The organism is Olivibacter jilunii (genome assembly GCF_900607235.1).
GTDB classification, from domain to species: Bacteria; Bacteroidota; Bacteroidia; order Sphingobacteriales; family Sphingobacteriaceae; genus Olivibacter; species Olivibacter oleidegradans.
The window spans coordinates 343,838-369,667 of record NZ_LR027849.1 but is presented as its reverse complement, the minus strand read 5'-3'; the positions used below and the strand labels follow the sequence as shown (position 1 = coordinate 369,667).

Genomic DNA, 25,830 nt, shown 5'->3' with positions numbered 1-25,830 from the left:
TTTCTATTTAGCTTTCACCGCTTTCTTCGATAATGCAATTGTGTCAATCCGGTATCGTAGGGTTTTGTGGTTAGGAGTTCAAGCATTTGTTCAGGCCTTTCGTCCTTAAAAAGTCTTGTTCCATCGCCTAACAAAATCGGTATAACGGAAATTATAAACTCGTCTATTAAGTCATGCTTTAACAACTCATTTATTATTTCTGCTCCCCCATCACAATAAATGTTCTTGCCGTTTTCAGATTTTAGTCTTTTTACCAATTCCACCAAATCTCCTGTGTAAAAAATTGTTCTACCTGCATTTGGTCGTTGATTTCTTGTTATTACATAAACATCTCTCTGCCCGTTGTCATAATGAGAAGAACCGACTTCTTTGAGGACATAATCATAGGTTTTTCTACCAACAATTAATGTGTCGACTGTATCTGTGAACGAAGTATAGCCATAATCTTCGCCCTCTTTTTCGACAAGTTTTAGAAAATTGAGGTCGTCATTAGGTTTTGCAATGTAACCATCTAAACTCATCGCAATGAAAAGTGATATTTTTCGCATTTTCCTTTATTTTAATGTTTCTACAAAAATAGTTTTAGATAACTATTGGCACTTTGGAAAAATGCGACAAAATTAAACCGATTACATTTAGTCAGGTAATAAATATTAAGGTTTGGATGGAACAGCTTCGGGATGCGAGGCTAATATCTTCTTCATCTCCTCCAAAATGGAAGGTTCATCCTTCGCGATGTTTTTCATCTCTACATCCGAGTACTGATAATCATACAATTCATATTCTGCTGATTCGACCGGTTCCCCGATTTTCTTCCATTCCACCAAACGGTAGCGATCTGTACGAATAGCTCGGCCCAAACGTCCGCCACGTGGAAAGCAATGGTAGGCATGATCACCGATCTTAGCTTTGGGATTGCGGAATAGCGGCACCAAACTAACACCATCAAAAGGCTGTTCAACTCTGGGCTGCGGAAAACCGGCAAGCTCAACGAGGGTTGGATAAATATCTACCGTTTCAACAAGCGCTGAAGTTGCCGTAGCGGGTTGCGAAACACCAGGGGCAACAATAAGCAGCGGAATTTTGTTAGCGCGCTCGTAATTGACATGCTTGGTCCATATTCCCATTTCACCCAAGTGGTAACCGTGGTCTCCCCAGAGCACAACAATGGTGTTTTCATCAAGCCCCGAGTCTTCCAAGGCCTGTAGCACCTTACCAATCTGCGCATCTACATAGCTAACTCCGGCATAATAGCCATGAATAAGTTGCTGTTTTAATTCGAGCGGAAATGGATCCTGCTCTGAAGACGGTCGTACCGGCTTATATTGATCAATTTCCGTGTCACGCTTTACTGCATAAGATGGAGCATCTTCCGGTGCTTTCTCGTAGGTAGGCAAAGGAAGGTTTTCCTTTTGGTAAAGATCCCAATATTTTTTGGGCACTGAAAACGGAAGATGGGGTCGGGCAAAACCTACTGCAAGAAAAAAAGGTTGATCATCCTGCTTGTTCTCACTCAGCTCCTTTAGCCGCTTAATCGCCCGAGCAGCCGTTCGTCCATCCGCATATGCATCGTCAGCAACTTCCGGAGACTCCCATGCCACTCCTCGTGGTAAACCTTTTGCACTTTGATTTGAGAACAACGCCTCCTCTCGGGTGAAGCCCTCCTGCTTACTTGTGGGATCGACATATTCAATGACCAAATCTTTATGATGGGGCACGCTCCACGATTGTTCATCATTGTAAGTACCATGCCCGATATGGAACACCTTACCCATTGACTCGGTGTGATAACCCTGTCCTTTAAAAAACTGGGGCAATGTTGTAGCGTTTGGATAATAGTCGCGGAAATTTTGGCCAAATCCATAAATGCCCGACGACGAAGAACGGCTTCCCAACATTAAATTAAAACGGGAAGGTGCACATACTGCTTGATTAGCATAAGCCATATCGAAACGCATTCCCTTTGTCGCGAGCCTATCCATATTCGGCGTAATGGCCACGGGGTCTCCATAGGTGCCTAAGGCCGGTTTTAAATCATCCACCAGGATAAACAGTATATTGGGCCGTTTTTGTTTGCTATTCTCGTTAATATCCTGTCCTGATAGTGGGCATACGGCTATACATAAAAGTAATATAAAGAGACTCCAGGTTTTCTTTTTTATCATCTTGATCGATAATTGACGTAATCGGAAAATGTCGCCACCTGTAAAGGTTAGTAATGTTATGGCGACTATTCAAAGCTAAAAAAAAGTGAACGACCTGGTTGATCAATTTATAGCCTATTTGTCTCAAATTTTCATCTTTGCTTCTCTATAATCAATATTCCAGGATATCTTTATCTCCTATCATAATCTCACACCGTTTTATATTGTGGGAAGAATCAGTGGTTTTAAGTTTGGTCATGATTCAATAAGCTGAGCAGCCCTTCCATATCTAACCGGCGGTTATACATGATCACTTTGCCCTGCTCGTCAGTTGGCCATTTATCACTCGGACGGTCCCAATACAGTTCTACACCATTGCCATCGGGATCGTCTAAATAAATCGCTTCAGATACCCCATGGTCTGCTGTACCGGTAATTGGATACCCTTCATTGATCAACCTTTGTAAAATAGCAGCTAGATCCTTTCTCTCGGGATATAAAATTGCCGTGTGGTATAAACCCGGTGCATTTTCCGGTGCCGGACTAGCGCCCTTGCTATGCCATGTGTTCAGTCCGATATGGTGATGGTAGCCGCCTGCTGAAATAAAGGCAGCCTGATTGCCGTACATAGCAACCAGCTCAAATCCTAATAGATCTCGGTAGAAGGCCAGTGATCTTTGAATATCGCTAACTTTTAAATGCACATGCCCGATGCGGGTTTGTGCGGGTATTTTATAATCCTTCATTCGTTTTGATATTAACATTCATGTCAGCCGTTAACAAATTTCGAAATTTTGGCGAATCGGAAAGACGATTTTTGTAGAAAAACAACGTAGATAATTGTCGATGAAATAAGGATAAGTTAGTCGTGCCCGAACGGTATGTAGGCTTTTATCTACTACTTTTTGCGATAAATGTCATCTTTATGTTTTAGCCTGATTACAGAGATTTGTGTGTCAACTTATATCAGTCGTTACACAAGGCGGTTTTGACTTGCTAACTGTGCGCTTTTATAAGTTTTAACTTTAAGTTTCAAAAGTACGCTATGGAAACACTAAAATATCTGAATGGTGATATTACCATCCTCTGGAAACCAAAAGTATGTATTCATTCGGGCCTTTGTGTCCGGACACTCCCTCAGGTTTATGATCTCAAAGCCAGACCCTGGATACGACCGGAAAATGCGACTACTCAGGAACTGATCGATCAGATTGCCAGTTGCCCCTCGGGGGCATTGAGCATTCAAACTAACATTACCGGAGACGAAACTAAACCATAATGGAGAGGACAACAGTAGTTTTTAAGGGTCGTGCCTACGGCGAGGTAGAGCTCTTCACTGACGAGATCAAAGCCGGTAAAATGGACATTGCCATCACGAATGGAAGATTGACCGTATTCCATACCGAAGTGGCTCCGGAGTTTGAAGGACGGGGTTTCGCAAAGTTGTTGCTCGAAAAACTGGTAAACTATGCAAAAGAGAAGAGTTTGAAGATCATACCGCTTTGCCCCTATGTGAATATGCAATTCAGACGCCACCCCGGAGAATATGGAGATGTATGGGAAAAGAACTGGCATTGATGTCATACCGCGGCATATAAACGGATTCTTCGCTCTTAGATATAAATACGTTAAATCAGGAGTTGCGCGACGTAAATCCGACGCATGTGTTTTTTACACCTTTTTTCTACATGTATAATTCTTCTGAATGTACGCGCGACAAAACCGGACATTCTTTATCGTTCGGGTTATTTTTGGTAGCGCTGGCGCTTGACACGACTTAACGTATCCTTATTAATACCAAGATAGGAAGCGAGGATATGCTGCGGGAAACGTTTGTAAAGTTCAGGATAGCATTCTATAAAATCAGTATAACGCTTAACTGCGGGAGCGCTTATGGCAGAGGCCAGGCGCCTATTGTTGGCCATATGATTGCGCTCGTCAAGTTGCTGTTTCATTTCACAAAACGCCAAGACCTTCTTCTGCAGGTCGATAGCACCTTCTCTGGTAATATAAAGCAGCTCACAGTGCTCCCACGCCTCAATATGATAGGGACTTGGTAGGAACATCACAAAACTTTCCATATCACCCATCCACCAGTTTTCTACACCTAGCCGTACAATGTGTTCGGTGCCTTTATCATCCACTGAATACATTCGCATTGCACCTTTTACGATAAATGCAAAATACTTACACTGGTCTCCGGCCTGCAGCATAAATTGTCTTTTTCTTAATTTCGATGGAATAAATGTTCGCCTTATCAATGCCTTATCATCGTCTGAAAGCGGCTCAGAGCTGAATTTACTCAGGTAGTCAAAAAAAGCGTCGTACATATCGGTCTCGCGTATCTTTAAATATTATAAATTGTTCAGGCAAATATAAAATTAAATGCAGACTCTTACTAGCATAGCGGGAGATAACACTGTATAATGGATTGATAAATAGATACTTATGAATTGTGATGCCTTCATTGTTTTTAATCCAAGTGTACGAGCGAAGAAATTAATAGACAAATATCTACGGGTTTTTCTGACAAATATCATCTTTGAGATTTCTCCTGATCACGAACTTTGTTGCATTAACAAACACAAGATATTATGAGATCCGGACTATGCTTTTCTTTCTATCATCCTCGTAGCAAAATCCTTCTGGCCATCCGTCTTGCCAACAGTGTCTCTTACCTATGTTGCACATTTCTATTTAATAATTAACCATAAAAAAGAACATCATGTCAAAAAATGTAAAAAGAGGCCTTGAGGCCTTGCTGCGTCCGGAAGACAGTATCGTCGCAGTTATTGAATAGGCCTGTTTCGGCACAATAAGCAAAGTCGCTGACAAAGCAACATCCTGCATGATCTCAGGGCGTTCCCTTGTTTATCCATTACCGCCATCACTTCTACGATCAAGAGATGACCAACCAAGCAGCTATCATGATGAGAGATAACCTTAACCAACATATTGTTAACACACCGTGCGGGTTAAGGAACCTGAATACGGCAAATTATTAAAAAACAAGAGCATTTATTATGGAAATAGGCATAGATAGTTTTGCTTCAGCGATGTACGGAAGCAACGATTTGGGCAGTGAAGATGCCATGGAGCAGTTGCTGGCAAGAATCGTTGCGGCGGATGAGGCCGGTCATGATTTTTTTGGTATCGGCGAACATCATAAAAAAGAATTCCTGGACTCTGTTCCCGCAATGATACTCGCAGCTGCAGCAGCCCGCACCAAAAAGATCCGGCTGACAAGCGCCGTGACCGTCTTAAGTACTTCTGACCCCGTGAGTGTATTCCAACAATTCGCAACATTGGATATTATTTCGAAAGGTCGCGCTGAGATGGTAGCTGGAAGAGGTTCTGCGACAGAAGCATTTCCATTATTCGGATATGACCTGAACGATTATGACGCTCTGTTCAAAGAGAAATTAAAGTTGCTGATACAGATCAGGGACGAAGAATTTGTCACCTGGTCGGGTAAGTTCAGACCAGCATTGAAAAATCAGCCGGTATATCCACGTCCGCTTCAGAAAAAGTTACCTGTTTGGGTAGGTGCTGGCGGCACGCCGCAATCTTTTGTACGTGCCGGAATGCTGGGTCTTCCCTTAATGGTGGCCATCATCGGTGGCGAGACCGAGCGATTTCGGCCGCTGGTAGATCTTTACAGAAAATCTGGAGAGGAAGCGGGCTTTAAGCCGGAAGAATTGAAAGTGGGACTGCACTCGCCGGGATACGTTGGCGAGACGGACCAGTCGGCGATCGCTGATTATTATCCGGGATACAAAGAATCATGGACCAAAATAGGCCGTGAGCGCGGCTGGCCGCCCGTTACTAAAAGCCAGTTCGACGATATGATCTCCCCGAAAGGTGTTCTTGTGGTCGGTGGGCCGGATACAGTAGCTGAAAAGCTATTGCGCCATAGCGAAGCCCTAGGTGGAGTAGACCGTTTTGCCTTCCAGATGGATATGGCGGGCCTTACTCATCAGCAGTTAATGCGAACTATTGAGTTAATCGGCACCAGCGTGATTCCACAAGTCAGGCAGAATAATCGACAGAAGTAGATGCTGCTATAAAGGAAGAGGTTTTGCGAAATTATTGCTTGATCAATTCGTCCGTTATCAATATTTCAACAGAATTCAATAACATCTCAACAGCAAAGGATACAAAAATATAGATGGCTCATTTACCCGAACTAATACAAGATATGGCGCTGATTCTCTTGGTAGGCGCTTTGGTTACCATTCTTTTTAAACGAATTAAGCAGCCCCTGGTTTTGGGCTATATCATTGCCGGCTTTTTAGTTGGCCCACATTTCAATTACCTACCCACTATCGCTGATCACGAAAACGTAGAGACTTTTGCAGAGATTGGCGTCATCATGCTGTTGTTCAGTTTAGGATTGGAATTCAGTTTTAAAAAACTGGTGAAAGTAGGTGGTTCGGCATCCATTACGGCCGTTATCGAAATTGTATTTGTAGGTTTGGGCGGCTATCTTACCGGATATTTGTTGGGTTGGAGCCAAATGGATAGTCTTTTCCTAGCGGGTATGTTGGCAAGTTCCTCCACTACCATTATTCTGCGGGCTTTTGATGAACTGGGTTTAAAACCCAAACAGTTTGCTAAAGTAGTTTTCGGTGTACTGGTGGTAGAAGATATTATTGTTATCCTGTTGATGGTATTGCTATCTACCGTTGCCGTAACACAAACTTTTCACGGCTCAGAAATCCTTTTCACCGTACTCAAGCTCGGCTTCTTTTTGGTGTTGTGGTTTTTAGTAGGAATCTATCTACTGCCGGTATTTATAAAAAAGACCAAAAAGTGGATGGACGAAGAAACGGTGCTCATTCTTGCAATAGGACTTTGTTTCGGCATGGTATTGTTGGCTACGCAGGTAGGGTTTTCGGCCGAATTAGGTGCATTTGTTATGGGTTCTTTAATAGCAGAAACCGTATTGGCAGAAAAGATCGAACACCTTACCCAACCGATTAAACAATTTTTCGGCACCATATTCTTTGTCTCTGTAGGTATGATGATCGATCCACAAGCGATGTATACCTATGCAGGCCCTATATTGGCCGTTACGTCACTCACCATTGTAGGAAAGTTTTTCTTCAGTGGGTTAGGAGCCTTGATTTCCGGGCAACCGTTAAAACAAGCTGTACAGATCGGTTCCAGTATGGCTCAGATTGGTGAATTTGCTTTTATTGTTGCCGCTTTGGGATTGTCATTAGGCGTTATTTCAGAATTTCTGTTTCCTATTGCCGTAGGTGTATCGGCAATCACTACGTTTACCACACCCTATCTGATTAAATTTTCGGAACCATTATACGGCACAATTGTAAAGATACTTCCGGTAAAATGGGTAGCCCGGTTGGATGTCTACACTTCCGAAACGCAGAAAAATAAAGACAATCCGCTTTGGAAGAAAATGCTGCAGGAGTATAATAGAATCCTGATCACCAATAGCATTATACTTGTCGCGATTACCTTGCTGTTCAAATACACATTCATTCCGTTTTTGACTACGCAAATAGAAAGTGTGCTTTGGCGAAATGTGGTGTTGATAAGCGCAGCAACCTTGCTGGCATCACCTTTCCTATGGGCTATCCTCAACAAAAAGATTACTGTAAAAGACGGGAATGAAACCGTCAATTCCTATTACCTGAACTATTCGGTGACGGCTATCTCCCTTCATGCTGTCCGATATCTTTTAGGAATATTTCTTATAGGTTTCTTTATCGATCAGATCACGACAACCAAATACGCACTGATGGTCGCTGTTCCGGTGATTGTAGCATTGCTCTGGTTTTTCTCAGATAAGGTTCAGAAGATTCACCAGCGAATAGAGCAACGGTTTATATCCAATCTAAACGAAAGAGAACGGCTTGCATACATTCAAAATAAAGGAAATATTGCACTACAACACAAAAATGAGGAAGCAAAAAAACACTTTCAGGAATGGAATGCTTACGTAACCGAATTGGAAGCAGTCGGCACCATTTTTTTTGCAGGAATGACTTTGTACGAACTTAATTGGAAAGAGAAATACGGGATACATATTGTGTATATACGTAGAAACGACCGAATCATTCATCTGCCAAACGGAAAACAGCGGATATTGCCTTACGACAAAGTGGGCATATTGGGAACTGACGAACAGATTTCCCAGGTAAAACTACTATTTGACCAAACAATCCAGCAAGCAGATAATGAAGAAGATATTGACATCAATGATATACAGCTTATTAAGGTACAGGTTACCGAAGCCAATCCCTATTCCGGTAAAACGATCAAAACCTCCGGTATCCGAAAAGATCTGCGTAGCCAGGTTGTGGGTATTGAAAGGACCGGAAACCGAATGCTAAACCCAGGTTCGTCGGAAATGATCTTCATTAATGATGTTGTATGGCTCGTGGGCGATACACGTAGAATAAAAGCTTGTTTAGAAAATCATCAGGGGAACTTTTTGGAGGTATAAAACAGGATTTCGTCCCGCATCCGTAGGTTATTCTTCCTCCTGCAGCCATAGCCTTTATTCCACCCTACCTCAGCACAGCACAAATATTTGGATATTAAAATTTAACACTATACATTTGTATTATACAACTTGAATAATACATGAAGAATAAGTTAGTTGATGAGCTGCTTTCGGCCTGGGAGGAAACGTATAAAAAGGGCCAACTTACCCTTTGGATATTTATGGCATTGAAAGATGGCAAAAAATATGTAGACGAAATCAAGCTGTTTATTGAAATTGAATCAAAATACACTATGCAGTGTGAAGAACAAAGCCTTTATCGGAATCTCAGAAAACTCCATCATATAGGAGCAGTAGATTTCGAAAGTGGAAAAGGCCACAAGGGTCCGGAACGTAAGTATTACTACCTGACGGCATTGGGCAACGAATTGTTCACAAGATTTGTTGAACGGAACATTCAGTTATTTTTCAACTCTAAAATAACCAAACTATTAAAAATGGAGGAAACGTTATGAAAAGCTTAACAACCTATCAGATTGGCTATGCAGCCGTAGCAATGGGAACAACTATTTTATTCCGGTACTTATTGTCCTTTTTTCTAACTCAGCAACAGTATGTGTTAACGTGGGTATTGGCAACTTTATACTTTATTTCCATGTTTCTTGCAGGATGGCATTTTGGCAAAAAAGCAAATCAATCACTGTCAATTGTCTCACTTACTTTTCGATTCCATCTCTATACGTTCCTAATTTTTACTCTTATTTCATTCATCTGGTTTAAACTAGATCTTGCAAGTATTAATGAAAGTTTCAAGAGCTTTCAGACTGGAACCTTTATTTGGTCAATTATACTCTTGTTACACTTTGGTATATATCTGCTGAAAGGTAGAAATGCCATAAAGGGGATCGCTAGAACCGACCTCTTTGAATAATCGGAAGCTCCTGCCGCCTATCTCAGGCCAGGCTTACGCCTTCCGGTGGAGGCCATCATCAAGGTATCAGTAAAAACAGATGCCCTAGGTTGTCAAAGCACATATAAATTAATATCTTTAAAGGCGTATTCCGGAGCATATTCAGTATCGATAGAACGACAACTTTTGTTTTATTGAAAAGATGCATCCAATGTAACATTTCACACAGCATGGTAGTCTCTTAGGATATTGATTTCTCATGCAATTCGAATCTCTTTGTACGCTTCGGCAATTTGGGAAAGCAACAACATTCATATGAAGTCAATTGATCAGAGAAAATAATTAAGAAATGGAATTCAACCCAAACAACAAGGTCGTTAAACTCTGCCTTCAGGGCATGAGCATGGAGGATAATAACCAACCCGAAGAAGCAAGTAAATTATTTCTTCAAGCCTCGTATGAAGCAACAAACGATTTTGAACGATTTCTCGCGGCCTATTACGTAGCTCGACACCAAAAGAATGTCGCGGACAAATTAAAATGGCTGGGCACCGCTTTGCGTTCTGCATCCGAGATAAATGATGATGCTGTCAAGAGCGCTTTTCCTTCTCTATATGAGAGCATCGCAAAATGCTATGAGGAATTACATGACTTTGATAATGCGAAAAAGAATTATGAACTAGCAGATTCATTCAGGGATCGGAGTTCTGACAAGGGTCCTTTTTATCACGGAACGAAAGCGGATTTACAGGTTGGCGATTTGTTAACAGCAGGGTACAACTCGAACTACAAACCCGAGATTGTAATGAATCATATATATTTTACAGCTTTGATTAATGGAGCGGGACTTGCAGCGGCCCTAGCGAAAGGTGATGGGCCCGACCGCATTTATATCGTTGAGCCAACGGGTAGCTTTGAAAATGATCCAAATGTTACCGACAAGAAATTTCCGGGCAATCCAACCCGTTCGTATCGCAGTCAAGAACCATTGAAAATTGTTGGGGAGATTACAGACTGGGTACGATTAACGCCTGAAGAACGACAGCAGTGGCAGCAAAAGATAGCGAATCTCAAAGGAGAAATTATCAACTAGCATCCTATTGAACTGTCCAATGTCAGGTGACAAAGATCCCCAAGAAGTTTTATTTTTCATGAGCACAATAAAGATCGCTTCTCAACGTTAATTAAATAGTCGATAAAAATAAATGCGTACATTTTCAAGTAAAAGAATAAAGCCTCTAATTAGAGGCTTTATTTGTTTTTCAGCTTTCCCCTAGATCTTACCATCGACCTTCTTTATCTATCATGAAAGGACGGATGGAATTTCCATAGCAGTTCATCCCTTCTTGTCGGCCAATAACTAATATGAAATATTCAATTTCTGCAAGAGTATTTCCCGATAATTAGGTCCAATAGGAAGATCGATCAAATCAGTTTTGGCAAGATTTCCTGTGATCGCTTTAATTTTGACAAGTTGTACGATATAGGATCGATGAATTCTAAGAAAAATAGCTTGAGGCAGTAGTGTTTCGACCATCCCGATATTCATGCTCATCATCATAGTAGTTCCGTTTGCTAAATGTACCATCGAGAAATCACGCTGCGCCTCCACATAAACAATTTCTTCAAAGTTTACCCGTATCAATTTGTTGTTTTGCTTGATAAATATAAAAGTGCGTTCGCTATCTGTTTCTAAATTAACAGTACGGGTGGCCATGCGCTCCCTTAGCTTTTGGGCAGCTTGCAAAAAGCGGTCGAAGGTAATGGGCTTTACCAGATAGTCAACTGAATTTAAGTCGAATCCCTCAACAGCAAATTGTGGATAAGCAGTGGTAAACACTACGTAGGGAGGGTTCCGCAAGGAGCGGAGAAATTCCGTACCCGCAATCCGTGGCATCTGTATGTCCAAAAACATGACGTCTATTTGCTGCGTGTATAGTGCTTCATAAGCCTCCATGGCGTTTATACACAAGTCCTTTATTTCGAAATCCGGCAACTTTTCAAGATGGTCTTTTATAATGTCACGAGCAATGGGTTCGTCGTCAACAATTATACAGGAGATACTCATAATTTACAGATTAAGGTTACTCGATAGCTATTTGCTTGTTCGTCCAATTCGTATTGATGTTTATTGGGATAAAAAAAAGCCAGCCTTTTACGCAAATGCTGCAAACCCAATCCGCCATATTTATTTTCTTCTGAATCACCTATTGTGTTTTCTTCCATAAAATACAGTTGTTTATCACTTACGTGAATCACAAAATGGACAAAAGCGCCGGGAACATCCTCCGTATGCTTAAACGCATTTTCGACTAATGGCATCAATAGCAAGGATGGCAATTGTACTGAGGGATTTTCAATCGTGACCTCCACGCTGACTTTCGTGTGGTTGAGCCGTATTTTTTCTAATTCAATATAGTTCGCGATCAACTTCGTTTCTTCTGCAACAGGCATCCATTCGTTATTGGCTTCATATGTTGTATAACGCAAAAACGCTGATAAATGAGCGATCACCGAAGCGGATTGCGCGATATTCCCACGTAAAATCAAACCATATATATTATTCAATGAATTGAAGAGAAAGTGTGGATTGAACTGTGCTTTAAGAAAATCAAGCTCCAACTTTGCTTTTTCTTTGATAAGCTCTGCATTCGCATAAGCATTACGCAAGGCGGCCAAACCTACCTTTATGCTTATCGGCATTCCCAGCATGAAAATAATACCAAGTGGCAAACCTAAGCTCATAAAGCGCTTAAACACGACATTGCTCAGTTGCTGTTGGAGAAATTTGTGGTAGTTGGGATTATTCCGTTCTATAAGCGCCATACAATCGGTGCAGTTCCTCAATAAAGCTGCTTCGATGTAGCCGTCGGCGACAGTATACAAAATAAACAGCATGATTAAACCAAACAGGCTACCCACCATACTTTTCGCCCTGATAGCATGGGGATAAAGCCCGTAAACCAGGGTGTAATAAAAAGCAGCCAACAATGCGGTACTATACAAATTTATTTTAAACAGCGTCGTAGTCGGTAATCCATTATAGACATTAAAGGTTATGGAGGCCATGTAGTTTTTTACCGCCAACATAAATAGCCAAAAACAAAGGTGTAACAGTAGCCTGAGTGCCCTCTGCTGATAAATACGGTAAACAGTTGCTTGAAGCACAGTGGTTTGAAGCTGCATACGGTAAATATAGCTGTTTAAATAGCTCGCCCCAAAATAAATAGACCAAGACTACTCGGTTTCCTACGAAGCCTCTTTTTTTGGCAACGAAGGATTTCCTTTTACTTGGTTACCGTACAAAAGCTATTTGTCGATAAGTGGGTGGGCCCTGTCGACTTTATTTTTTTGCTTCATTTCTACTTTGTCATTTTGTGTTGACATTAAATAAATTACAAATGATGAGCAAAAAATTAATACCACTTGTTAACGTAGTGATTTACTTTATCCTACTCGGCGCAGCGATGATCATTGCCGGATTGATTCGGCCATTAAACAGTCCGCTGTTCTTCTTTTGTCTTTCCTTCGTACTCAGTTTTATCTTTTTAAGGCGGGAAGGGAAAAATATAACGTCCATTGGCTTTATCCCTAAAAACAGCATGAACTACCTTCAACTTTTCCTTGGCCTGGGCATTGGCGTGCTGATGCTTATTGTTACCGCTTCTCTTACTTTCCTTTTAACAGGCGATCAATGGGTATTCAGCGATAGAATAAACGCCGGGCCAATTATTACTATCTTTTTAAACTGCTTCTGTTCCTCCTTTGCACAGGAGTTTGTTTTTCTTGGCTATCCGTTTCAAAGCTTACATAGACATTACGGCGCATGGCCGGCGCAATTAGTGGTAATGGTGCCCTTCGGATTAATGCATGTTCACCTAGCTATGCCTTTCGGTGATTTTATGCTCACCTTACTCACCACGGGTGTTGGTTCACTCCTTTTTGGCCTTCTTTATCTAAAGACCAAGAAATTGTTTCTGCCAATTGGATTACATACCGGATGGAATTTTGCGCAGACTTTGATTCCACGCACCTCCCCCGGTGAAATTGATGGGATCATACACGTTACACAAAGCCAGCATCATTACAACTTCTTTACTGTTGTTCTACCGTATTTGATCTGCATCGGTTTAGCTTTTATTCTTTTTTGGCAATATAGAACCAAGCTGAGTGAATCATGAAGAATAAGCAAAATTCTTTCGATTTAACGAAACTTGCGGGATAACTATATTTGCCTTACGATGGACATGGGATGTCTGGAAAAGCTTGGTTATGACAAGCTTTTCCAGTTTTTCTTTTGAAATTGCATACTTGTTTTAAAACGCGAACCTATTTATTTTGAAGAAAACGAATCTGCCAGACAGCACGCAATGACAACGTTGGCTATCTCGCTTTGCTATTAAAACTAGTTGACTATTAAATCAATCACTTCTTGGGGCGACACTTCGTTTTTCTGCCAGATCTCTTCGATTGTTTTCGAATCACCAATGAATATGCCATTACTTTTAAGTGTTCGCAATGCCTGATCATAATCGATATTTAAGGCTTGAAAAGCTTTCATTATCGGAGCCTTGACTATTCGTTTGACAATCAGTGTATCAAGGGTTGGGTTACCTCTTTGATGTATAACAAAGGCAGTTGAAACCACCGCGACGGCGATGGCGGCGGGTAAGAAAACTTTTTTTCCAAAATGGGTTTGTAAGCTCTTCCAATTGACAAGAATATGAAAGATGGCAAAAATGACAAAAACCAATCCCAGGCTTTCATGCATAACTTCCGTATAACCATCAAATAGATGGAAAAGCATCAGCAGGCCAGATAGGGCTACAACGAGAAAAACAAGGGTGATAAAAGGTGTGATGTACTTTCTATTAAGCTTCATGTGTCCACGTGTTTATTTCTACAAATGTATGTAGGGAGAAATCTTGGGTACAATAACATTTGTTATCAAATGTAACGGCTGATATTTATTGGCTGAATTACATATATTACCTAAATTCCTATCTTTACGCATATGGAAGAAATGCTTCGACGGCATATAGAGCAAGTAGTACCATTGAGTGACGAAGAGTACACTTTTGTGCGACAGCACTTCAGTGTAAAGCGTTGTAGGAAAGGCGGATTCCTTATCGATAAGAATGAACCGGTACGTTATGTATACCTAGTCATATCCGGGTTGCTTAAGCTGGTCTATCATGACAAAACAGGCCGCGAACATATTATTTCTTTTGCAATGGAAGACTGGTGGGAAAGCGACTATCCCGCTTGGTTCTCCCGGCAACCGGCGTCATTGAGCTTACAGTGTATTGAGGATACGGAAGTATACTGCCTTTCACTGGATAGCTATCAGACAATTTGCGCCAAGCTACAAAAAATGGAGCATTTCTTCCTGCATAAGGCGAACCGAGGACACATGGCTTCTCAGGAGCGTATTCTGTCATTCCTTACAGCCAACCCACGTGAAAGGTATGAGCAGGTACTCCGCAAACAGCCTGCATTGATGCAACGGGTACCTAAGACCCTTCTGGCCGCTTATTTGGGTGTATCTCGTGAAACCCTTAGCCGGCTTTGGCGCAACAATTAAACGGCCAACAATTTGCCAAATGTGATCCAAGTCACAACACCCCGTGTATAGTTTTCTCATTTTTGCTGTACAGAAAAACAAAAAAATATCATGAAAAAAACAGTGATTAATCCCTGGACTTGGCAGGAAGAACGCGGCTACGTACAGGCCGTAGAAGTAAAGGAGGCAACAGGAACTTTATACTGTGCCGGACAGGCAGCAGTACATGCCGATGGCACATCGAGCAACGCCGATATGCGTACCCAACTGGAATTGGCAATACAGAACCTTGAAACCGTAGTCAGTGAAGCGGGTTACGAGTGCCGTAACATTGTTAGATTGACAGTTTATACCACTTCATCAGATGAGTTTATCAAAAACTGTTTTGACATATTCCGTAGTTTTGTAGCAAAGCATGGCATGAAACAAGTGGTTACACTGATGCAAGTGGTTGCCTTGTATGAAACACTGAATGTAGAGCTGGAAGCTACTGTTGTAAAATAGTAAACTTGGTTGGTGCTCCTTATAAGGCATCAACCAAGCTTACTTTTTGCCTATCCCGACACATGTTATTCCGAAGCCAATATTTGAACGTTAGGAAAGATTTTATTTCATTTTTGCAAACCTGCTTTCAAGACCGGCCAGCCATTTTACCCGTTTTTCCTGACCCACTGTTTTGACACGATTAAAGCTGATCCAGCTAAGATTTTTATATCCCATTGTTTTAAAAACACTTTTTAGCATTGCTTTGCTGATTAGATTTCCTATCAGTAAGGAATACATAATTTTCGGTTTATTCATAGTAGTGATGATTGTTACCCCTTTTAAATTTTCTAAAAGAGGAATCAATCCGAAGCCTCTCGGATGATGGTCATAAGCAACCCCGGGGGTAAGAACCCTATCAATAAATCCTTTGGTAGTTGCAGGCATGAGATCCCACCATATTGGGAATATAAAAACCAAGTGATTCGCTTCCGCTAAGCGCCTATTATAGTCTATTACCTGTGGATCAACGGCTTTGTGCTCTACAAAGCCTTTCAAGTCTGCACTTGACATAACCGGATTAAAACCGTCATTGTCCAGATGCATAAGGTCCACTTCGTGACCTGCGGTCTTCAGCCCTTTTGTTACCGCAGCTAAAATCGCGGTTGCATAGCTTCCTTCATAGGGATGATTAAATACGATGACCACTCTCATTTTACTCTATTTATTTTGGAGTAAAACTAATCAGCTCAATGGCGCTCAACGATAACATTTGTTATCAAATTCCATATTACGCTCCCTTTCGGACCAGCTTGCTTTTTATACGGCTGAGATGAACCTTGGTTATTCCCAGATACGATGCAATATAATGTTGGGGAATACGCTTTATGATATCTGGACGTTGCTGCAAGATCTGTATATAACGTTCTTGGGGACTATCTTTAATATGCGAAAGCAAAAGCTTTTGACAGTGAACAAATCGATTGAAGAGATGATTCTCCATCTCCATTTTTATATTCGGAGAGCTGTCCAGTACAAATTCAAAATCTTTCTTGGAAATACATTGTATAATGCTAGGCTCTATACTTTCAATACTATAAAGGCTTGGCCCATTTGTTCTGAAGCTTTCAATAGAAGAAACACCCTCGCCCTCAAAGAAAAACTGGGTAGTTATGTCGATTCCGTCGTTGTTAAACCATGTCCGCAAACAACCCTTTTCTACAAGATAAGCATTTTTTGAAATTTCTCCCTCGCGTAAAAGCATTGTTTTAGCAGGTATTTCCAAACGTTTAAAAAGGTGGTTGAATTTATACCATTCGCTTGTTGCCGCTATTGTTCTTTTGTTCATTTATCTATTGCATAAAGCATATCCTCAAACAAATATAATAAACAGGCCGCTAGAACGGAAGAGGTGAAGCAGCCGGCACATTTTTTACATCCATATTGTCATCTTGGATATTGTTGATTAATTTGGACAAACTATATTGTAAATCTGCAATCGGCTTGTTTATCGTTTTTATACTTTTGGCTAGCTATATTTGAAAAACGCGGATGAAGACAAAGGTGAACCACACTTCGTTTGAAGCGATATCCTAATAAGAAAGTATTTCATTGAATTAAAGAAATAGCTAAATTGATGGACCACTCCGTTTTAATTAATTATCTGCATGATGACAATGACGCAGGCCTAATTGGCATATATCGTCTTTACAACAAACCATTGCTTTATTTTGTGCAGCGATACCTTAAAAACCATCAATTAGCAGAAGAGGTGGTTGCAGATGTATTTGTCAAGGTTTGGGAAAGGAGGCTACACTTTACGAATATGAATGCACTTCGTGCGTTTCTATATATTGCTGCAAAGAATATATGCCTTAACAAATTAAGAGGAGACCGGATATTTAAAGATGCCGAAAATATTGAGGACTACAGCCAACTCCTAACAGAAGATTCAGATGCCTTTACCCAAATAGTGCGTGCCGAATTGTTGAAAAGTATTATGGATGAAGTTCAACGCCTCCCCGAAAAACAACGAAAGATTTTTCATATGACTTTTATTGATGATATGAGTATGGATGAGATTGGTTTGCATTTGGGTATGTCACCAAACGCCGTGTATACGAATAGATCAAGAGCGCTTGCAACCTTGCGGGATCATATAAAGACGAAAGACTCATTATATGCTGCGATCTTATTTTTCTACTTTTTTCAGTAACGCAAATCGGAAAATGTATTTTTTTTAAAACTTTCTGTAAGGTTTTTCAAATTCTTGTGTTTCTATGTTGATACGTAACCAAGAGCCATGCAAAACCTAGATCGAATCGTAACATTATTAAAGGGATATTTGAGCGACAACCTGACTGTGGATGAGTCTGCCGAGCTTCAGGAATTATTGAAAAATCATCCCAGTCTTAACGAATTGTCGAATGAATTGAAGGATATCGGTCAGCTGGAGTGTGCATTACAGGAGTATGAGATACTGTACAATGAAATTAATAGTAACAAAGAACAGCAGTTGCTGACTGATATTCTTTTGCAAATCAATGATAAAAGGGGGCGAAATCGAGTATATCATCTTAGGCGACAGATAATACGGTACAGCTCTGTTGCGGCAGTTTTTATCGCTTTCGTTGTTGGAATCTTCTTTTTGCGTAAACATTACTTTGTGATCGAACCAAACGAAAAAAATGGTCAGTCGTTAAGCGAAAATTTCGTTCCCGGGCACAACCAGGCGACATTAACTTCTTCGAATGGACAAACACTCGAACTAAGTGATGCCCATCTTGGCATTGTCATTAACAAGAATATTACTTACAACGATGGTACCGAGCTGAATATCGGACAGAATACCATTGAACATACGCAACTCACCCTGTCTACCCCCAAGGGCGGTCAGTATCAGGTAACCTTAGCGGATGGAACCAAGGTGTGGCTGAACGCAGCTACCGTACTCCGGTATCCGCAGAAATTTGCAAGCGACATCAGAACAGTCGAACTAGAAGGAGAAGCATATTTTGAAGTTGCAAGAAACGAAAAAGCTCCTTTTGTTGTTCGGACAAAAAATGAAAGTGTTCGGGTGTTGGGTACGCACTTTAATGTCAATACTTACCGGGATGAACCGGTTTCTATCGTTTCTCTTTTAGAGGGAAGCGTGACCGTATCGCTGCCTAATAAAATCTCCCAAATTTTAAAACCCGGACAACAGTCTATCACACGCACGGACCGAATAGACGTTCAGCCCGTAAACACAAGTGAAGCGGTAGCATGGAAAAACGGCGAGTTTATGTTTAATAGCGAAAACTTAGTGAGCGCTATGAATAAAATTGCGCGTTGGTATGACCTTGAAATCATTGTAGAGCCTCCATTAAGAGAGATAGCCATATGGGGGGCAATATCAAGATATGACAAGTTTGACAAAGTACTTGAATTGATTCAACTTGTAGACAGCCGCATAAAATTTAAAATAGAAGGAAGGAGGGTGACGCTCATGAAATAATCTTACTGCCTGAAAATCAAGGAAAACGAAAGACCGAAGAAGGTGGTGCTTCTTCGGCCCAAAGGTTCCAATTCTAAAAAGAGATATCGTATTTTTTATAAACTAAAACCAATTAAAGGTAATGAAAAATTACATTTTATCATTGGGGGTAGACCTCTTATGCCCCAAATATAAATTCCTAATTATAATGAAAATGATAACCGTGTTGCTTTTGCTTACACTCTGTCAAGTTCGTGCCAAAACTTTTGGACAGAACATCAGCATTTCAAATTCGAAGATGCAGATAGTAGACCTGTTCAGGGAAATTAAGAAGCAAACAGGATATACGGTTGTCTGCAATGCAGAGATTATTAGAGCAAATTCCAACCTAAAGGTTGAGGTGCATAATAAACCATTGTTTGAAGCACTGAATATGATTCTGTCTCCTCTCCAATTAACGTATACGGTGAGAGATCGATCCATTGTTGTTCGAAAACGCACAGAAGATAAGCAGGTTACTAGCGCTGTAATGGTTCCAACGAAACCCCAACAACGAATCACAGGTATAGTGACCGATTCCGATGGCACCCCGTTGCCGGGCGTCACCATCAAACTGAAAGGGAAATCTATTGGCGAAATAACGAATAACGACGGAAAGTATAGCATCGCGGCATCCACCGGTCAAGTGTTGCAATTTAGCTATATAGGTTATGAACCAAAAGAAGTACTAATAGGGACTGATCTTACCGTCGACGTTAAGCTGCAATCGTTGAATGAGGCCTTAACAGAAGTGGTAATAGTAGGCTACGGTACGCAGAAAAAAGCGGTAGTATCCGGTGCAATAGCTACCGTAAAAGGGGAAGATCTTGCTAGATCTCCGGCGGCTAATCTTTCAAATTCATTTGTCGGTAGACTACCGGGAGTAACAGCCATGCAAAGTAGTGGAGAGCCTGGCTACGACGGCTCTACGCTTCGTATTCGCGGTATTAATTCGCTACCTGGCGGCAACAGTGAACCCTTAATCGTCATCGATGGGGTACCGCAACGCGCAGGTGGCTTGGATCGGATTAATCCGAATGATATCGAAAGCGTATCCGTATTAAAAGATGCGTCGGCCGCCATTTACGGCTCTCGGGCAGGTAATGGCGTTATCCTTGTCACGACGAAACAAGGCAAAATAGGTAAAGCCCAAATTTCTTATGATTTTACCTATGGTATACAGCGCCCCACTCGTACACCGAAAATGGCGAATTCGGAACAATATACAGCTATTATTAACGAGGTTACGGGTGTATATCCGCAAGATCCCGCAAAGTGGACAGAAATCTGGCAAGCATTTAATACAGGTACCGGTACCTACAATGGAACTTCGGGAGCCATCAACCCGGAATATAGTCCTGAAGAAAGACAAAAATATAGCGATGGATCAGACCTTTTACGTTATCCGAATACGGATTGGTTTGCCGCTACGCTAAAAGATTGGTCTCCACAGCAACGGCATAACGTACAAATAAATGGGGGTACCGAAACGACAAAATACTTGATATCCTTAGGGTACTTAAACCAAGATGCTATTTATAAGAATTCGGCTACATATTATAAGCAATACGATTTGCGTGCAAACCTGGAATTCAATTTTGGTAAATATGTTACCGCAAGGTTAGCGATAACCGGTCGAGAAGAATCGCGTAATTTCCCAACTAGAGGAGCTGGCGATATTTTTAGATTTCTTGCGCGCGGTCTTCCTACCAATATTGCCACATGGCCTAATGGACTTCCCGGGCCCGATTTAGAGAATGGTGCTAATCCGGTTGTAATTACTACCGGTGCAACCGGATATGATAGAAATACAAGGGACTACTTGCAAAACACAGGAGCGATCGATATTAAAATCCCCGGAGTAGAGGGTTTAAAATTAACGGGAACGGCTTCGATCGACAAATACTGGGGCAGATCGAAAAGATGGGAAACACCTTGGACCTTATACGATTGGGATAAAGTGAGTTTTGAAGCCGATGGGGTCACACCAAAACTATCGGGCTATATACCAAAAGGAATAGAACCCAAAGCTCAACTTCGGGAAGCTACGGAAGATCAATTAGCGATCAACGTATCGGCCTTGGTTTCCTATGATAAAACGATCAAAGGTGTACATAACATTTCCGCAATAGCCGGGCTGACCCGTGAAACCGTGACCAATAACGGTTTTTTTGCAGCCCGAATGGATTTTCCGTCGATACTAGTAGAACAATTGAACTTTGGCGACCGTGTGCGTCAAACCCTGGGCAACGAAAACACCTATGATAGAGCACGATTGAGTTACTATGGTCGCGTAAACTATAATTACCTGGAAAAGTATCTTTTCGAGTTTAATTGGCGTGTAGATGGATCGTATATTTTTCCTCCAAACAAAAGGTTTGGCTTTTTTCCCGGGGTATCGGCCGGTTGGCGTTTATCCGAAGAAAGCTTTTTTAAAAACAATATTGCTTTCATCAACAATTTAAAACTAAGAGGTTCTTGGGGTCAGATGGGCGCAGAAGCTTATTATGACAACAGCCTTCAAGAATATAAATATTTATCACTGATGAATACCGGACAGGGTGTATTCAGCGACCTACTCTATCAAACCATTTACGAAAGTACCATTCCAAACCCAAACTTCACATGGGAAGTGGCCAACAACAGCAATATTGGCTTGGACGCCTCATTTTTGAACGATAAGCTGGCTCTGGAGCTGGACTTATTCTATAATAAACGGACCCATGTTTTAACAAAAAATCCCGGTGTAGTACCTATAAGTTCAGGTATTTCGGGCAATCTGCCTATTGCAAATCTCGGTAACCTCATTAATAAGGGTTACGAATTTAAATTAACCTACACCGATAAAGTTGGCGATCTGTTTTATAATATAGGGGTGAATGGCGGCTACGCGAAGAATAATGTGCAATACTCCAGTGATGTAGCCAATACTTTACCTTATCAACAACAAATAGGAAAAGTTACGGATTCATGGCTGGTGTATTTGTATGACGGCGTTTTCAAAGATCAAGCCGCTATTGATGCGAATACCGTCGATTATTCTGCTCTGGGATTAAAAAACGGGAAATTATTGCCGGGGGATATGAAATATGTAGATTATAATGGCGATGGTAAAATTACAAGCGACGATCGTGTACGACTAAACCAGAATAGCACGCCCACTTTTACAGGAGGCTTAATACTAGGAGGACAATATAAGGGCTTTGACTTTAATATATTGATACAGGGAGCAACCGGTGGAATGCGAAGAATGGGGCCCACGGAATCAGGATTAATAGGAAACTACCTCGAATGGAATTATAATCATCGTTGGTCTATTGATAACCCGAGTGACACAGATCCCCGTCTTACCAATCGTTCGGACACCTATTATACAACTACTGATAATACTTATTGGATCCGCAGCACCAATTATATAAGATTAAAAAATGTTGAATTGGGATATACTTTACCAACTCAATTGGTTAACAAAATAGGCTTGAGTACGCTTCGCTTTTATATCAATGGCATTAACCTGGCAACCATTGACAAGATAAAAATATGGGACCCTGAGGCTAACAACAGTACCGGTCAATTTTATCCGCAATCTAAAATTATCAGTTTTGGCGTAAAGGCTGTGTTTTAACCCAATTATAAATAAACTAAGGTGAAATGAAGACATTAATGAAAAACAGGATTTTTTATATGTTGGCTGTTCTATTGTTTACGACAGCATGTAGTACAGATTTTTTAGATGTATCCCCCCGTAACGCGTTCTCCGATGAGACGATATGGCAAGACCCGGTATTAGCAGAAAAATTTGTCAGTGATATTTACAATGTTTTTGAAGCAGGTAACTCCGGTTTCACCGAACAGATGCAAGCTTCGGCAACTGATGAGTCGTTATGGAACCATACCGATGCTTTCCTCTTATTGAATACAGGTGCTATCAATGGGGCAAATGAAGGCTGGAGCGGGACATCCAGGTGGTGGGAGCGCATGTATACGTATATAAGATTCAGCAATATTGCGATCGAAAGACTAATAGATGACACCAAAAATGGTATCAGTGATCAAGGAGCTAAAGATAAATTATTGGCTCAGGCTTTTTTTATTCGCGCCTATTGTTATCACCAACTATTAAGGTACTACGGTGGTGTCCCGATTATTACCAGCAGCTATGAATACTCAGAAGATCCAATTATATATGAAAAAGAACGCGGCACGTATGAGGCCTGTGTAAATCAAATTATACAGGATTGCGATGAAGCCTACCGGCGATTGGGGAATACTGTACTTGAAAAAGGACGTATTAATTCGCTCACTATTTTGGCGCTCAAATCCAGAACTTTGATTTATGCAGCAAGCGATCTGCATGACGCCGTAAAGCTTACTGCAAAGGTCACGGATCTAAATAATCTTTCGGAGAGATTACCTTTATTAGCGTATACGAGCGGCTCCCAAGAAGAACGGTATCGTTTGGCACAGGCTGCCGCTAAGGCGGTGTTGGATGCGGGAACGGGTTATAAATTAAATCTAACCGAACCGGTCGCACCGGAACAGGGGAGAATTAATTATAAAAGTATCGCCATGGGTGGCGGTAGCAAAGCAGCAGGTATTGATCAGGGGGCGGCATCTGACATACTTTATGCACGCTATTTTATCACCGAACAAAGTTCAACGCATGCCAGAGATAACGGTCCGAATGGTTATAACAATTGGGGTGGGAACCAACCTATAGGCCTTTTGGTAGATGACTATGAAATGAATGATGGAACTAAATTCGATTGGAACAATCCCCTTCATAAAGCGGCCCCTTATAAAAACAGAGATCCGCGCTTTTATGCCTCCATATTGTACGATGGCGCAGATTGGAAACCAAGAAATAACCCTTTAGACCCAGCCAATCAAATACAAACAGGCGCATATGATTTAATCGTAGATGGCAAGCTGACGAAATTTGCCGGACTAGACACAAAACAAGGACCTAAGGAAGCACATAACGGGACTTGGACAGGTTATTATATTCAAAAATTTATTGATCCGGACCCGAATATTATTGATGCGCAAGCAAGGCAGTTCGTGCCCTGGCCCTATTTTAGGTTTACAGAAGTTGTATTTAACTATGTGGAAGCCTGTATTGAACTGGGCGACACGGAAACGGCAAGAACTTGGCTAAATAAAATTCGCTTCCGGGCGGGCATGCCCGCTATCACAGCAACGGATCAAAGTACGCTAAGAGAAATATACCGCCATGAACGCCGCATAGAAATGGCTTATGAACAACAGCGTTTTTTTGATGCGAGGAGATGGTTAATTGCTGAAGAAACACTTGGCAGGAAAGTGACAATAGTTAAAATTGATGGAACGTTCAAGCCTGGAAAAACCTTGTCAGGTAATTATAGATATGATGAATCTATTTACAATTACAGCTATACTCCACAGGAATTTAATAGTAAAGAAAATCGTGTTTGGAAAAACCAACTATATTTTCTACCCCTTTCGCGAGACGAAATAAGGAAAAACCCATTATTGGTTCAAAATCCAGGATACATTGAATAGTCACTTTGGTATAGAGTATCGACGATTTTGTTTGGTTTACCTATAATTAATTTACAAGGTTTAAAACTCGTTAAAACGAGTTTTAAACCTTGACTCGGTGACATCAACCATATTTACTTATAACCAAGTTAGGTAAAATCCGTTACCCCTCCTCACCAGCCTAGCTGAAGCTGATAGGTCGGAATGAAACGACTGAGTTTAAAGAAAATGACGTATATTAGCCCATAACAAAGACAGTTTTTTCCAACCGCATGCCGTCATATCAAGTGTTAGCTTTACATCTTAATGAAACATTATCTATCTGCCGTATTAGGCTTCGCTATTTGGGGCACTTTTGCTCTAGTACTAAAACCGTTAAGTGCTTATGCGGCGCTGGATATTCTTATTCACCGCGTCATCTTTGCTGCCATTAGTATCGCTTTCGTTTGTTTTATGTTCAGAAGAAAACAAACTTTTGCCAGTATCCATTATGTCAAAACAATATCGCCAAAAGAAAGAGTAAAACTGCTGATAAATATGTTCTTCAGTGCCATTATGCTCGGGTTGAATTGGTTCTCGTTTATTTATGTGATGAATGCAGTCAGTGTCAACGCCACGTCTTTGGCATACCTGATCTGTCCGATCTTAACGACAGTTCTAGCCAGCCTTTTTTTGCGTGAAAAACTGAATATAGGACAATGGTTTGCTGTACTGTTAAGCTTGATTAGTTGCCTTATCCTTGCATATGGCCATTTTATGGATTTGATTTACAGCATGGTGATCGCGCTTTCGTATGCAATCTATTTAGTGCTTCAAAAGAATACCTTTCAGATGGATAAATTTTTCACATTAACCATTCATATTGTCGTGAGCACCTTCTTGCTGCTCCCGATTTTAACGGTCATTGATACTACGGTACCTAAAACAATGACATTCTATGGCCTTGTTGCAATTATTGCAGTAGGTTACACCATTATTCCCCTGTTCCTCAATATTTTTGCTCTTAAAGGGTTGGATTCTTCTATTGTCGGCACCTTATTATATTTAAATCCCATCATTAGTTTCTTATTGGCCATTCTCTATTATAAAGAACCGATCAATACGGTTCAGCTCATTGCCTTTGGGATGATTTTCACGGCCGTTGTGATTTTCAACATCGCCTATTTGTACGGAAGGAAGAGAAATATGGCATTAAAGTAAGTCAAATAAACCGGCAACTATTCA

Annotated in this window: 23 protein-coding genes and 1 pseudogene; 15 read left to right on the top strand and 9 right to left on the bottom strand. The window is 41.0% G+C overall.

The features are described from left to right. Positions 1-14 precede the first annotated feature (14 nt). The 3 genes from E0E36_RS07510 to E0E36_RS07500 form a co-directional block, all read right to left on the bottom strand. Complete coding sequence (locus E0E36_RS07510) at positions 15-548, bottom strand: dihydrofolate reductase family protein (RefSeq protein ID WP_013667456.1); 534 nt, start codon at positions 546-548, stop codon at positions 15-17. Positions 549-653: 105 nt separating this feature from the next. Continuing rightward, complete coding sequence (locus E0E36_RS07505; RefSeq protein ID WP_130855411.1) at positions 654-2,165, bottom strand: sulfatase; 1,512 nt, start codon at positions 2,163-2,165, stop codon at positions 654-656. A gap of 224 nt (positions 2,166-2,389) precedes the next feature. Further along, on the bottom strand, positions 2,390-2,890 hold the full coding sequence (locus E0E36_RS07500) for a VOC family protein (protein WP_130855410.1): 501 nt from the start codon (positions 2,888-2,890) through the stop codon (positions 2,390-2,392). Between the two features lie 299 nt (positions 2,891-3,189). Here E0E36_RS07500 and E0E36_RS07495 point away from each other — a divergent pair, with 299 nt between their 5' ends. Together E0E36_RS07495 and E0E36_RS07490 are read left to right on the top strand one after the other, a co-directional pair. Further along, positions 3,190-3,423 carry a (4Fe-4S)-binding protein gene (locus E0E36_RS07495; protein ID WP_130855409.1) on the top strand — a complete coding sequence of 78 codons (234 nt, stop codon included), beginning with the start codon at positions 3,190-3,192 and terminating at the stop codon, positions 3,421-3,423. Continuing rightward, positions 3,423-3,722, top strand: a complete 300-nt coding sequence (locus E0E36_RS07490; protein ID WP_130855408.1) for a GNAT family N-acetyltransferase — start codon at positions 3,423-3,425, stop codon at positions 3,720-3,722. Before E0E36_RS07495 ends, E0E36_RS07490 begins: the two co-directional genes overlap by 1 nt. Positions 3,723-3,889: 167 nt before the next feature. Here the strand turns inward: E0E36_RS07490 and E0E36_RS07485 are convergent, their stop codons facing one another. Then, complete coding sequence (locus tag E0E36_RS07485) at positions 3,890-4,474, bottom strand: Crp/Fnr family transcriptional regulator (RefSeq protein ID WP_130855407.1); 585 nt, start codon at positions 4,472-4,474, stop codon at positions 3,890-3,892. Positions 4,475-5,167: 693 nt separating this feature from the next. Between E0E36_RS07485 and E0E36_RS07480 the strand changes: the two genes are divergently transcribed. From E0E36_RS07480 to arr, 5 genes and pseudogenes are all read left to right on the top strand, one after another. Next, entirely contained in the window at positions 5,168-6,199 is a 1,032-nt protein-coding gene (locus tag E0E36_RS07480) for an LLM class flavin-dependent oxidoreductase (RefSeq protein WP_130855406.1), read from the top strand. 113 nt (positions 6,200-6,312) lie between these two features. Further along, positions 6,313-8,616, top strand: coding sequence for a monovalent cation:proton antiporter family protein (locus E0E36_RS07475; RefSeq protein WP_130855405.1), 2,304 nt, complete (start codon positions 6,313-6,315; stop codon positions 8,614-8,616). Between the two features lie 140 nt (positions 8,617-8,756). Beyond that, positions 8,757-9,131 (top strand): PadR family transcriptional regulator, encoded by a 375-nt coding sequence (locus E0E36_RS07470; RefSeq protein ID WP_130855404.1) that lies wholly within the window; start codon positions 8,757-8,759, stop codon positions 9,129-9,131. Then, positions 9,128-9,547, top strand: a complete 420-nt coding sequence (locus E0E36_RS07465) for a hypothetical protein (protein ID WP_130855403.1) — start codon at positions 9,128-9,130, stop codon at positions 9,545-9,547. Before E0E36_RS07470 ends, E0E36_RS07465 begins: the two co-directional genes overlap by 4 nt. 691 nt (positions 9,548-10,238) lie before the next feature. Then, positions 10,239-10,619: pseudogene (gene arr, locus E0E36_RS28335) on the top strand (NAD(+)--rifampin ADP-ribosyltransferase); the annotation flags it as partial. Positions 10,620-10,886: 267 nt separating this feature from the next. Here arr and E0E36_RS07455 read toward each other — a convergent pair. Beyond that, positions 10,887-11,594, bottom strand: a complete 708-nt coding sequence (locus E0E36_RS07455; protein WP_013667462.1) for a LytR/AlgR family response regulator transcription factor — start codon at positions 11,592-11,594, stop codon at positions 10,887-10,889. Beyond that, positions 11,591-12,712: a sensor histidine kinase gene (locus E0E36_RS07450; RefSeq protein ID WP_130855401.1), complete on the bottom strand. Its 1,122-nt coding sequence runs from the start codon at positions 12,710-12,712 to the stop codon at positions 11,591-11,593. Before E0E36_RS07450 ends, E0E36_RS07455 begins: the two co-directional genes overlap by 4 nt. Positions 12,713-12,927: 215 nt before the next feature. On the opposite strand from E0E36_RS07450, the gene E0E36_RS07445 reads away from it, so the two are divergent. Beyond that, positions 12,928-13,707, top strand: coding sequence for a CPBP family intramembrane glutamic endopeptidase (locus E0E36_RS07445; protein ID WP_130855400.1), 780 nt, complete (start codon positions 12,928-12,930; stop codon positions 13,705-13,707). A 224-nt stretch (positions 13,708-13,931) separates the two neighbouring features. Here the strand turns inward: E0E36_RS07445 and E0E36_RS07440 are convergent, their stop codons facing one another. Beyond that, the gene (locus E0E36_RS07440) at positions 13,932-14,408 is read right to left on the bottom strand and encodes a DUF4405 domain-containing protein (RefSeq protein WP_130855399.1); all 477 of its coding nucleotides are present in this window, start codon (positions 14,406-14,408) and stop codon (positions 13,932-13,934) included. 132 nt (positions 14,409-14,540) lie between these two features. Here E0E36_RS07440 and E0E36_RS07435 point away from each other — a divergent pair, with 132 nt between their 5' ends. Both E0E36_RS07435 and E0E36_RS07430 read left to right on the top strand, forming a co-directional pair. Further along, a complete protein-coding gene (locus E0E36_RS07435) occupies positions 14,541-15,110 on the top strand; it encodes a Crp/Fnr family transcriptional regulator (RefSeq protein WP_130855398.1) in 570 nt (189 codons plus the stop codon). 90 nt (positions 15,111-15,200) lie between these two features. Then, positions 15,201-15,593, top strand: coding sequence for a RidA family protein (locus E0E36_RS07430; protein ID WP_130855397.1), 393 nt, complete (start codon positions 15,201-15,203; stop codon positions 15,591-15,593). A gap of 102 nt (positions 15,594-15,695) precedes the next feature. On the opposite strand, the gene E0E36_RS07425 is transcribed toward E0E36_RS07430, so the two are convergent. Together E0E36_RS07425 and E0E36_RS07420 are read right to left on the bottom strand one after the other, a co-directional pair. Then, on the bottom strand, positions 15,696-16,286 hold the full coding sequence (locus tag E0E36_RS07425; protein ID WP_013667468.1) for an NAD(P)H-dependent oxidoreductase: 591 nt from the start codon (positions 16,284-16,286) through the stop codon (positions 15,696-15,698). 76 nt (positions 16,287-16,362) lie between these two features. Then, positions 16,363-16,920 carry a Crp/Fnr family transcriptional regulator gene (locus tag E0E36_RS07420; protein ID WP_013667469.1) on the bottom strand — a complete coding sequence of 186 codons (558 nt, stop codon included), beginning with the start codon at positions 16,918-16,920 and terminating at the stop codon, positions 16,363-16,365. A gap of 288 nt (positions 16,921-17,208) precedes the next feature. Between E0E36_RS07420 and E0E36_RS07415 the strand changes: the two genes are divergently transcribed. The 5 genes from E0E36_RS07415 (at position 17,209) to E0E36_RS07395 (ending at position 25,806) form a co-directional block, all read left to right on the top strand. Next, complete coding sequence (locus E0E36_RS07415; RefSeq protein ID WP_013667470.1) at positions 17,209-17,787, top strand: RNA polymerase sigma factor; 579 nt, start codon at positions 17,209-17,211, stop codon at positions 17,785-17,787. Positions 17,788-17,874: 87 nt separating this feature from the next. After that, positions 17,875-19,068, top strand: a complete 1,194-nt coding sequence (locus E0E36_RS07410) for a FecR family protein (protein ID WP_130855396.1) — start codon at positions 17,875-17,877, stop codon at positions 19,066-19,068. A 187-nt stretch (positions 19,069-19,255) separates the two neighbouring features. Continuing rightward, a complete protein-coding gene (locus E0E36_RS07405; protein ID WP_242627159.1) occupies positions 19,256-22,711 on the top strand; it encodes a TonB-dependent receptor in 3,456 nt (1,151 codons plus the stop codon). A gap of 26 nt (positions 22,712-22,737) precedes the next feature. Continuing rightward, complete coding sequence (locus E0E36_RS07400) at positions 22,738-24,627, top strand: RagB/SusD family nutrient uptake outer membrane protein (protein ID WP_130855394.1); 1,890 nt, start codon at positions 22,738-22,740, stop codon at positions 24,625-24,627. A 285-nt stretch (positions 24,628-24,912) separates the two neighbouring features. Then, on the top strand, positions 24,913-25,806 hold the full coding sequence (locus E0E36_RS07395) for an EamA family transporter (RefSeq protein WP_013667474.1): 894 nt from the start codon (positions 24,913-24,915) through the stop codon (positions 25,804-25,806). Positions 25,807-25,830 lie beyond the last annotated feature (24 nt).

Bases quoted from the DNA above. Each gene is read 5' to 3' on its own strand.
- E0E36_RS07420 (WP_013667469.1), bottom strand. From the start codon at position 16,920: ATGAACAAAAGAACAATAGCGGCAACAAGCGAATGGTATAAATTCAAC.
- E0E36_RS07470 (WP_130855404.1), top strand. From the start codon at position 8,757: ATGAAGAATAAGTTAGTTGATGAGCTGCTTTCGGCCTGGGAGGAAACG.
- E0E36_RS07445 (WP_130855400.1), top strand. From the start codon at position 12,928: ATGATGAGCAAAAAATTAATACCACTTGTTAACGTAGTGATTTACTTT.
- E0E36_RS07400 (WP_130855394.1), top strand. From the start codon at position 22,738: ATGAAGACATTAATGAAAAACAGGATTTTTTATATGTTGGCTGTTCTA.
- E0E36_RS07450 (WP_130855401.1), bottom strand. From the start codon at position 12,712: ATGCAGCTTCAAACCACTGTGCTTCAAGCAACTGTTTACCGTATTTAT.
- E0E36_RS07495 (WP_130855409.1), top strand. From the start codon at position 3,190: ATGGAAACACTAAAATATCTGAATGGTGATATTACCATCCTCTGGAAA.
- E0E36_RS07395 (WP_013667474.1), top strand. From the start codon at position 24,913: ATGAAACATTATCTATCTGCCGTATTAGGCTTCGCTATTTGGGGCACT.
- E0E36_RS07455 (WP_013667462.1), bottom strand. From the start codon at position 11,594: ATGAGTATCTCCTGTATAATTGTTGACGACGAACCCATTGCTCGTGAC.
- E0E36_RS07475 (WP_130855405.1), top strand. From the start codon at position 6,313: ATGGCTCATTTACCCGAACTAATACAAGATATGGCGCTGATTCTCTTG.
- E0E36_RS07465 (WP_130855403.1), top strand. From the start codon at position 9,128: ATGAAAAGCTTAACAACCTATCAGATTGGCTATGCAGCCGTAGCAATG.
- E0E36_RS07435 (WP_130855398.1), top strand. From the start codon at position 14,541: ATGGAAGAAATGCTTCGACGGCATATAGAGCAAGTAGTACCATTGAGT.
- E0E36_RS07405 (WP_242627159.1), top strand. From the start codon at position 19,256: ATGAAAATGATAACCGTGTTGCTTTTGCTTACACTCTGTCAAGTTCGT.
- E0E36_RS07480 (WP_130855406.1), top strand. From the start codon at position 5,168: ATGGAAATAGGCATAGATAGTTTTGCTTCAGCGATGTACGGAAGCAAC.
- E0E36_RS07490 (WP_130855408.1), top strand. From the start codon at position 3,423: ATGGAGAGGACAACAGTAGTTTTTAAGGGTCGTGCCTACGGCGAGGTA.
- E0E36_RS07415 (WP_013667470.1), top strand. From the start codon at position 17,209: ATGGACCACTCCGTTTTAATTAATTATCTGCATGATGACAATGACGCA.
- E0E36_RS07425 (WP_013667468.1), bottom strand. From the start codon at position 16,286: ATGAGAGTGGTCATCGTATTTAATCATCCCTATGAAGGAAGCTATGCA.
- E0E36_RS07440 (WP_130855399.1), bottom strand. From the start codon at position 14,408: ATGAAGCTTAATAGAAAGTACATCACACCTTTTATCACCCTTGTTTTT.
- E0E36_RS07485 (WP_130855407.1), bottom strand. From the start codon at position 4,474: ATGTACGACGCTTTTTTTGACTACCTGAGTAAATTCAGCTCTGAGCCG.
- E0E36_RS07510 (WP_013667456.1), bottom strand. From the start codon at position 548: ATGCGAAAAATATCACTTTTCATTGCGATGAGTTTAGATGGTTACATT.
- E0E36_RS07430 (WP_130855397.1), top strand. From the start codon at position 15,201: ATGAAAAAAACAGTGATTAATCCCTGGACTTGGCAGGAAGAACGCGGC.
- E0E36_RS07500 (WP_130855410.1), bottom strand. From the start codon at position 2,890: ATGAAGGATTATAAAATACCCGCACAAACCCGCATCGGGCATGTGCAT.
- E0E36_RS07505 (WP_130855411.1), bottom strand. From the start codon at position 2,165: ATGATAAAAAAGAAAACCTGGAGTCTCTTTATATTACTTTTATGTATA.
- E0E36_RS07410 (WP_130855396.1), top strand. From the start codon at position 17,875: ATGCAAAACCTAGATCGAATCGTAACATTATTAAAGGGATATTTGAGC.